Origin of the sequence: Ramlibacter sp. (genome assembly GCF_035706265.1) — a bacterium.
GTDB lineage: Bacteria > Pseudomonadota > Gammaproteobacteria > Burkholderiales > Burkholderiaceae_C > Ramlibacter.
Genome location: NZ_DASSVG010000426.1, coordinates 1 through 6,607, shown reverse-complemented (window position 1 = coordinate 6,607; position 6,607 = coordinate 1). Strand labels below are relative to the sequence as shown.

Sequence of the window (6,607 nt, the reverse complement as noted above, 5' to 3'; positions counted from 1 at the left end):
GCCAGCCGCCACCTGGACGACTGCGCGATGCTGCGCGTGCTGGGGCAGAGCCAGCGGGCCATCGCCGGCAGCTACGCCTTCGAGTTCACGGTGGTGGGCCTGTTCGCCAGCGTGCTGGGGGTAGCGCTCGGCTTCGCGGTGCACTTCGTCTTCGTCGCGTTGCTGGGCGGGCTGGTGGAAAGCCGCCTGCCGCTGCCCGGGGCGTGGCCGGCGCTGTTCGGCCTGGGCATGGGGCTCACGCTGCTGTTCGCGTTCGGGCTGCCGCCGGTGCTGCAGCTTGCGCAGGTGCCGGCGCTGCGCGTGATCCGCCGCGACGTCGGCAACCTGAAGCCGGCTTCGCTGCTGGTGCTGGGCATCGGCGTGGCCGGTTTCGCGGCGCTGCTGCTGGCGGCGAGCAGCGACGTGAAGCTGGGAGGCATCGCCGTGGGCGGCTTCGCCGGGGCCGTGCTGGTGTTCGCGGGCCTCAGCTGGCTGGCGGTGCAGATGCTGCGCCGCGTGGTCAACGAAGCGACCGCGCCGCGCTGGCTGGTGCTCGCCACGCGCCAGATCGGCGCCCGTCCGGCCTACGCCGTGGTCCAGAGCAGCGCGCTGGCCGTGGGCCTGCTGGCGCTGATGCTGCTCGTGCTGCTGCGCACCGACCTGATCGCGAGCTGGCGCCAGGCCACGCCCGCGGATGCGCCGAACCGCTTCGTGATCAACGTGATGCCGGAGCAGAGCGAGGCCTTCCTCGCGCGTCTGCGCGGCGCGGGCGTGCAGCGGCTGGATTGGTACCCGATGTTCCGCGGCCGCCTGGTGGCCGTGAACGGCCGTCCCGTGTCGCCGGACGACTACGTGGAAGACCGCGCGCGGCGGCTGGTGGACCGCGAGTTCAACCTCTCGTTCTCGGCGCAGCAGCCGCCGCACAACCAGATCGTGGGCGGCCGCTGGACGCCCGAGGAGCAGGGCGCCGTCAGCGTGGAGGAGGGCATCGCCACCACGCTGGGGCTCAAGCTCGGCGACACGCTGCGCTTCGACCTGGCCGGCCTCACGAGCGAGGCCCGCATCACCTCGCTGCGCAAGGTGGACTGGGGCTCCATGCGCGCCAACTTCTTCGTGATGTACCCGGTGGGCGCGCTGCCCGGCGTGCCGGTCACGTACATGGGCGCCTTCCGCGCGCCCGAGCGCAAGGGCTTCGACAACGCGCTGGTGCGCGAATTCCCGAACATCACGGACGTCGACATGACGGCCACGCTGAACCAGGTGCAGGGCGTCCTGGACAAGGTGATCCGGGCGGTGGAATTCCTGTTCGGATTCACGCTCGCCGCCGGCGTGGTGGTGCTGTTCGCCGCCGTCACGGCCACGCGGGAGGAGCGCGCGCGCGAGTTCGCGATCATGCGCGCGGTGGGCGCGCGCGGCGCGCTGCTGCGGCAGGTGCAGCGGGCGGAGCTGGCGGGCATCGGCCTGCTGGCGGGCTTCCTGGCCAGCGTCGTCGCCTCCGTCGTGGGCTGGGCGCTGGCGAAGTACGCCTTCGATTTCACTTGGACCGCCTCGCCCCTGGTGCCCCTGGCCGGCGCTGCCGCCGGCGCCGTGCTGGCGCTGGCCGCCGGCTGGTGGGGCCTGCGTGAAGTGCTGAGCCGCCCCGTCGTGGAGACCTTGCGCAAGGCGGCCGAATAGGGCTTGCGGGACAATCGGCGGCATGGAGAGAGAAGAAAAGCCGCCGCATGCAACCCCTTTCGAGTGGATCGGCGGCGAGGAGAAGGTCCGGGCCCTGGTCGACCGCTTCTACGACCTGATGGACCTGGAGCCGAGCTACACCGCCGTGCGCGCCACCCACGGCACCGAGCTGGAACGCGCGCGCCAGAACCTGTTCTGGTTCCTGTGCGGCTGGCTGGGCGGCCCGCAGTACTACACCGACCGCTTCGGCCACCCGCGCCTGCGCATGCGGCACATGCCGTTTCGCATCGGGATCGCGGAGCGCGACCAGTGGGTCGCGTGCATGGACCAGGCAATGGGGGAAGTCGGCGTGGACGACACCCTGCGCGCACGCCTGCGCGAGTCGTTCTTCCAGACGGCGGACTGGATGCGCAACGTGCAGGGTTGACCGGGAGCCCTCATGCACGATCCAGGTCCTGAAAGCGGCGCACTGCCAGAGGCGGCCTGGGCCGCCTTGCTGCGCGCGCCCCTGCCCTATCTGGACGCGCCGCATTTCGCCGCCCTGCAGCCCGTGATCGAAACCGGCAAGGGGGCTGGCCTGCGGGTCGAGCCGACGCGGGAGGTCAAGCGCAGCCTCGCCCCCTGGACGCGCCGCTTCGGCACCATGCTGCCCGTCCTGACCGCGCGCCACGCCGCGGCGGACGAACTGCTGGAGGATCCCGAAGGGGCGCGGCAGTGGCTGGAGGCCCACCCCGAGCTTTGCGCCGCCGTGCCCGTGCTCGACGACCTGCTGATTGCCGCGTGCGCGATGCAGGAGCACACCGCGGCGCCCGCGGTCGCGGAGGCGGCGGCGCAGCTGGCTTATGCCGCGGCCGACCTGGTGCTCGCCGCCGGCGAGCCCTGGCCGCAGGCGCAGGTGGAGTGGGCAGACCACAAGAACCGCCCGACCCTGCGCCTGGTGGCGCAGGCGATCGACCGTGCCCTCGCCCTGGGCGACGCCGCGCGGGCGCAGCGCTGGATGCGCTGGATGCTGGAGCGCAATCCGCAGGACGACCACGGCTGGCGAACGCAGCTGGCCAATCCGTGACATCGTCCGGAAATCACGCCGCCGCCCGCAACAGCACCACCACCGCCCCCGCGCCGCCCTCGTCCCCCCGCGCCTGCACGAAAGCCAGCACCTCGTTCTTCTGCACCAGCCAGCTGTGCACCTTGCCTTTGAGCACCGGCGTCTTGCCGGGCGAGCCGAGGCCCTTGCCGTGGACCACGCGCACGCAGCGCTGGCCCTGGCGGACGGCCTCGCGCAGGAAGCCGGCGAGGGCCTCGCGCGCGTCGTCGGTGCGCAGGCCGTGCAGGTCGATCTCGGACTGGATGCTCCATTCGCCGCGGCGCAGCTTGCGCGCCACGTCGATGCCGATGCCGGGCCGGCGGAAGCTCATGGCCTCGTCCACCTCCAGCAGCGTGGAGGCGTCGAATTCGTCGCTGATCGCCTCCTTCAGCACCCGCTGGTCATCGAGCTGGCGCTGCGCCGGGATCGGCGCGACCGGGTCGGCCGGATGGTGCACGCGCCCGTGCGAGCGCAGCTTCTGCACCGGGCCGGCGGCGCGCTGGAACAGGTTGCGCTCGGCCTCGGCGCGCTTCTGCGCCTCGGCCCGGGCGGCGGCCTCCTCGCGCGCGATGCGCTCGCGTTCGGCGACCTGCTTGCGGATGTGGTGCAGGTCCTGCAGGGACTTCGATTTCAAACCAGGCCTTTCTCCGCCATCGACAACGCATGCCCCGGCGCCACGATGACGTGATCGAGCACCCGCACGTCCACCAGCGCGAGCGCCGCCTTCAGCGTCTGCGTGAGGGCCTCGTCGGCGCGCGAGGGCTGCACGGTACCACTCGGATGGTTGTGCGCCAGCACCACGGCGGCGGCGTGGTGCTGCAGCGACTTGAGGACGACTTCGCGCGGGTACACGCTGGTCTGAGTCAATGTGCCGCGGAAGAGTTCTTCCATCGCGATCAATCGGTTCTGCGCATCGAGGAACAAGGCCGCGAACACCTCGTGCGGGCGTCGTGCCAGGTGCAGCTGCAGGTAATTCTTCACGGCTTCGGGCGAGCCGAACACCTCGCGTTCGCGCAGGCGCTCGGCGACGGCACGGCGCGCGAGCTCCAGCACTGCGATCAGCTCCGAGCGCTTGGCGGGGCCGCCGAGGCCGTTGACCTTGCGCAGCTCGCCGCTGCTGGCGTGCAGCAGGCCGGCCAGGCCGCCGAAGCGCAGCAGGACGTCCTCCGCCATGTGCAGCACGCTGCGGCCGGCGGTGCCGGTGCGCAGCAGCAGGGCCAGCAGCTCGGTGTCGCTCAGGGCGGCCGGCCCGCGGGCCAGCAGCTTCTCGCGCGGGCGAGCGTCCAGCGGAAGGTCTTTGAGCGCCATCATCCTGCCCCTGCGTCCCGACTTCCTAAAATGGAGGGCCAGTTTATCGGGACTTCCATGGCCGCCTCCACGCCCCGGGTGCAACCGGGCTCCTTCCTCACGCTGCACTACCGCCTCGCCGGGCCCTTCGGCGACATCATCAACACCTTCGAGGGCAAGCCCTCGACGCTGACCCTGGGCAACAGCGAGCTCTCGCCCGCCATCGAGCAGCGCCTGGTGGGCCTGGAGGAGGGCACGCGCACGCAGTTCGAGATTCCCGCGGGCGAAGCCTTCGGCGAGCGCAACCCCGAGATGGTGCGCTGGGTCGCACGCAAACTGCTGGTGCAAGTGGGCGATCCTGATGCGACATATTCCGTGGGCGACGTGGTGAAATTTCCCACTCCCGACGGCGCCGGCCAGTATGCGGGCGCCGTGCGCCAGCTGGGGCCGGACGAGGACGGCGACGGCCAACCCGACACCATCCTGTTCGATTTCAACCATCCGCTCGCGGGCCAGCCGGTCACCTTCGAGGTGCAGCTGATCGGGGTGATCTGACGTGGACGCGCCCCAGGAAATCCTGCTGGCCGAGCCGCGCGGCTTCTGCGCCGGCGTCGACCGCGCGATCGAGATCGTCGAGCGCGCGCTGGCGCGCTTCGGCGCGCCGATCTACGTGCGCCACGAGATCGTGCACAACACCTTCGTCGTCAACGACCTGAAGTCCAAGGGCGCGATCTTCATCGAGGAGCTCGACGAGGTGCCGCCCGGCGCCACGCTGGTCTTTTCGGCCCACGGCGTGAGCAAGGCGGTGCAGGCCGAGGCGGCCGCGCGCGGCTTCCACGTCTTCGACGCCACCTGCCCGCTGGTGAACAAGGTCCACATGGAGGTGGCCAAGCTCGCCAAGGAAGGCTACGAGTTCATCATGATCGGCCACAAGGGACATCCCGAGGTGGAAGGCACGATGGGCCAGCTCGAAAGCGGCATCCACCTCGTCGAGGACGTGGCGGACGTGGCCAGGGTGCAGCCCGCGCAGAGCGAGCGCCTGGCCGTCGTGACGCAGACCACCCTGTCGGTGGACGACGCGGCGGAGATCATGGCCGCCGTGAAGGCGCGCTTCCCCGCCGTGCGCCAGCCCAAGCAGCAGGACATCTGCTACGCCACCCAGAACCGGCAGGACGCGGTGAAGCTGCTGGCGCGCAAGGTGGACGTGGTGATCGTGGTGGGCAGCCCCACCAGCTCCAACAGCAACCGGCTGGCCGAGCTCGCGCGCAAGCTGGGCGTGCCGGCCTACATGGTCGACAACCCGAGCGAGCTGAAGGCCGAGTGGCTGGAAGCCAAGTCGCGCGTGGGCCTCACCGCCGGCGCCTCCGCGCCCGAGGTGCTGGTGCAGCAGGTGATCGACCGCATCAAGGCGCTGGGCGCCGTGGCCGTGCGCAGGATGGACGGCATCGTCGAGACGGTGAAGTTCCCGCTGCCCAAGGGCCTGAAGCAGTAATCGCCGCTACAGTGTCGGCGCATGGACCGGCACGACATCGAAACGGCGGCCGCGCGCTTTCGCGCCGACGGCCGCGACTTCATCCGCCGCACGCCCCTGTGGCGGCTGCCCGGCGCGGCGCTGGGCGTCGCCTGCGCGGAGGTCTGGCTCAAGCTGGAGCAGCTGCAGGTCTCCGGTAGCTTCAAGGCACGCGGCATGTACAACCGCCTGCTGGCGCATCGCATTCCGGCCAGCGGCGTGATCGTCGCTTCGGGCGGCAATGCCGGCATCGCCACGGCCGCCGCGGCGCGTGCCCTGGGCGTGCGCTGCGAGGTGTTCGTGCCGACCTTGAGCAGCGCCGCCAAGCAGCAGAAATTGCGCGAGCTCGGCGCGGACGTGGTCGTCACCGGCGCCGTCTATGCGGAGGCGCTCGAGGCCTGCCTCGCGCGCCAGCGCGAGACCGGCGCGCTGCTCACGCACGCCTACGACCAGCCCGAGGTGGTGGCCGGCGCCGGCACCATAGCGCAGGAGATCGAGGAGCAGGGCGGCGGCACGCCCGATGCGGTGCTGGTGAGCGTGGGCGGCGGCGGGCTGGTCGCGGGCATCGCCGCCTGGTTCGAGGAGCGCAGCCGCGTGATCGCGCTGGAGCCGGAACTCGCGCCGACGCTCTACCGCGCGCGGGCCGCGGGCGAGCCGGAGGACGTGGCGGTGAGCGGCATCGCCGCCGATTCGCTGGGCGCGCGGCGCGTGGGCGCGATCGCGTGGGAGATCGCCGCGCGGCACGTCGCTGACGCGCTGTTGCTGCCCGATGAAGCGATCCGCGCCGCGCAGCTCGCGCTGTGGAAGGAATTCAAGCTGGCGGTGGAGCCGGCCGCGGCGCTGGGGCTCGCGGCCCTGCAGACGCGGGCGTATGTGCCGCGCGGGGGGGAGCGGGTGGCGTTGATCCTGTGCGGGGCGAACCTGGATCCTGGCACGCTGGCCTGAGGCCGCCTCGCGGGGCCCGCCGAATAAAATGCCGCGATGCTCGACGTCAACCTGCTCCGCAAAGACCTCAACCAGGTGATCGCGCGCCTCGAAGCGCGCAAGTCGCCCCAGCCCTACCTCGACGTCGA

The 6,607-nt window shown here is 71.5% G+C and carries 8 protein-coding genes; 6 read left to right on the top strand and 2 right to left on the bottom strand.

Annotated elements, in window-relative coordinates; translation table 11 throughout:
• From VFM98_RS15165 to VFM98_RS15155, 3 genes are all read left to right on the top strand, one after another.
• On the top strand, positions 1-1,653 hold a 1,653-nt coding region (locus VFM98_RS15165; RefSeq protein ID WP_325110746.1), incomplete at its 5' end, for an ABC transporter permease.
• Positions 1,654-1,675: 22 nt separating this feature from the next.
• Positions 1,676-2,080 carry a group II truncated hemoglobin gene (locus tag VFM98_RS15160; protein ID WP_325110745.1) on the top strand — a complete coding sequence of 135 codons (405 nt, stop codon included), beginning with the start codon at positions 1,676-1,678 and terminating at the stop codon, positions 2,078-2,080.
• Between the two features lie 12 nt (positions 2,081-2,092).
• Entirely contained in the window at positions 2,093-2,719 is a 627-nt protein-coding gene (locus VFM98_RS15155; protein ID WP_325110744.1) for a hypothetical protein, read from the top strand.
• Positions 2,720-2,732: 13 nt separating this feature from the next.
• On the opposite strand, the gene VFM98_RS15150 is transcribed toward VFM98_RS15155, so the two are convergent.
• Both VFM98_RS15150 and radC read right to left on the bottom strand, forming a co-directional pair.
• Positions 2,733-3,371, bottom strand: coding sequence for a Smr/MutS family protein (locus VFM98_RS15150; protein ID WP_325110743.1), 639 nt, complete (start codon positions 3,369-3,371; stop codon positions 2,733-2,735).
• Positions 3,368-4,045 (bottom strand): RadC family protein, encoded by a 678-nt coding sequence (gene radC / locus VFM98_RS15145; RefSeq protein WP_325110742.1) that lies wholly within the window; start codon positions 4,043-4,045, stop codon positions 3,368-3,370. The genes VFM98_RS15150 and radC overlap by 4 nt, the downstream gene beginning before the upstream one ends.
• Positions 4,046-4,075: 30 nt before the next feature.
• Between radC and VFM98_RS15140 the strand changes: the two genes are divergently transcribed.
• Genes VFM98_RS15140 through VFM98_RS15130 form a run of 3 tightly spaced genes read left to right on the top strand, consistent with a single transcriptional unit; the run spans position 4,076 to position 6,479 of the window.
• Entirely contained in the window at positions 4,076-4,579 is a 504-nt protein-coding gene (locus tag VFM98_RS15140) for an FKBP-type peptidyl-prolyl cis-trans isomerase (protein WP_325110741.1), read from the top strand.
• A gap of 1 nt (position 4,580) precedes the next feature.
• Positions 4,581-5,516: a 4-hydroxy-3-methylbut-2-enyl diphosphate reductase gene (ispH, locus tag VFM98_RS15135; RefSeq protein WP_325110740.1), complete on the top strand. Its 936-nt coding sequence runs from the start codon at positions 4,581-4,583 to the stop codon at positions 5,514-5,516.
• Between the two features lie 21 nt (positions 5,517-5,537).
• Entirely contained in the window at positions 5,538-6,479 is a 942-nt protein-coding gene (locus VFM98_RS15130; protein WP_325110739.1) for a threonine/serine dehydratase, read from the top strand.
• The last annotated feature ends 128 nt before the right edge of the window (positions 6,480-6,607 follow it).

Excerpts from the sequence above, each read along its gene's own strand:
- VFM98_RS15160 (WP_325110745.1), top strand. The coding sequence starts at position 1,676 with ATGGAGAGAGAAGAAAAGCCGCCGCATGCAACCCCTTTCGAGTGGATC.
- VFM98_RS15155 (WP_325110744.1), top strand. The coding sequence starts at position 2,093 with ATGCACGATCCAGGTCCTGAAAGCGGCGCACTGCCAGAGGCGGCCTGG.
- radC (WP_325110742.1), bottom strand. The coding sequence starts at position 4,045 with ATGGCGCTCAAAGACCTTCCGCTGGACGCTCGCCCGCGCGAGAAGCTG.
- VFM98_RS15140 (WP_325110741.1), top strand. The coding sequence starts at position 4,076 with ATGGAGGGCCAGTTTATCGGGACTTCCATGGCCGCCTCCACGCCCCGG.
- VFM98_RS15130 (WP_325110739.1), top strand. The coding sequence starts at position 5,538 with ATGGACCGGCACGACATCGAAACGGCGGCCGCGCGCTTTCGCGCCGAC.